A 678-nucleotide genomic window follows, 5' to 3' on the forward strand; every position below is an offset into this window, starting at 1 on the left:
GAGTTCGTCTTCGTCTGCTTCAGCTTGCCGATCAGGAACTCGATCGCATCCGTGGTGCCCATCGGGTTCAGGATACGCCGCAGGACAAAGGTTTTCTGCAGGTCCGTCTTCTCCACCAGCAGATCCTCTTTCCGGGTGCCGGACTTGAGGATGTCGATGGCCGGGAAGACCCGCTTGTCCGCGATCTTGCGGTCCAGCACGATCTCTGAGTTGCCGGTGCCCTTGAATTCTTCGAAGATCACTTCGTCCATCCGGCTGCCGGTATCGATCAGCGCGGTCGCGATGATGGTCAGCGATCCGCCCTCTTCGATGTTCCGGGCAGCGCCGAAGAATCGCTTCGGCCGCTGGAGCGCATTCGCGTCTACACCGCCGGTCAGAACCTTGCCGGAGGACGGAACCACCGTGTTGAAGGCGCGGCCCAGACGGGTGATCGAATCCAGCAGGATGACGACGTCGCGCTTGTGTTCGACGAGGCGCTTCGCCTTCTCGATCACCATGTCGGAAACGGCGACGTGGCGGGTCGCGGGTTCATCGAAGGTCGAAGAGACGACCTCCCCCTTCACACTGCGCTGCATGTCGGTGACTTCTTCGGGGCGTTCGTCGATCAGCAGAACGATCAGGTAACACTCCGGGTGGTTCTGCTCGATGGAATTGGCGATGTTCTGAAGCAGCACGGTC

1 protein-coding gene is annotated in these 678 nt (G+C 60.5%); it reads right to left on the reverse strand.

The genetic code is table 11. The annotated features are described in order from the left end of the window. A partial coding sequence (rho, locus tag A3764_RS20805; protein ID WP_067952050.1) for a transcription termination factor Rho occupies positions 1 to 678 on the reverse strand: 678 nt, incomplete at both ends.

The organism is Sulfitobacter sp. HI0129 (assembly GCF_001635395.1).
Lineage (GTDB): Bacteria > Pseudomonadota > Alphaproteobacteria > Rhodobacterales > Rhodobacteraceae > Sulfitobacter.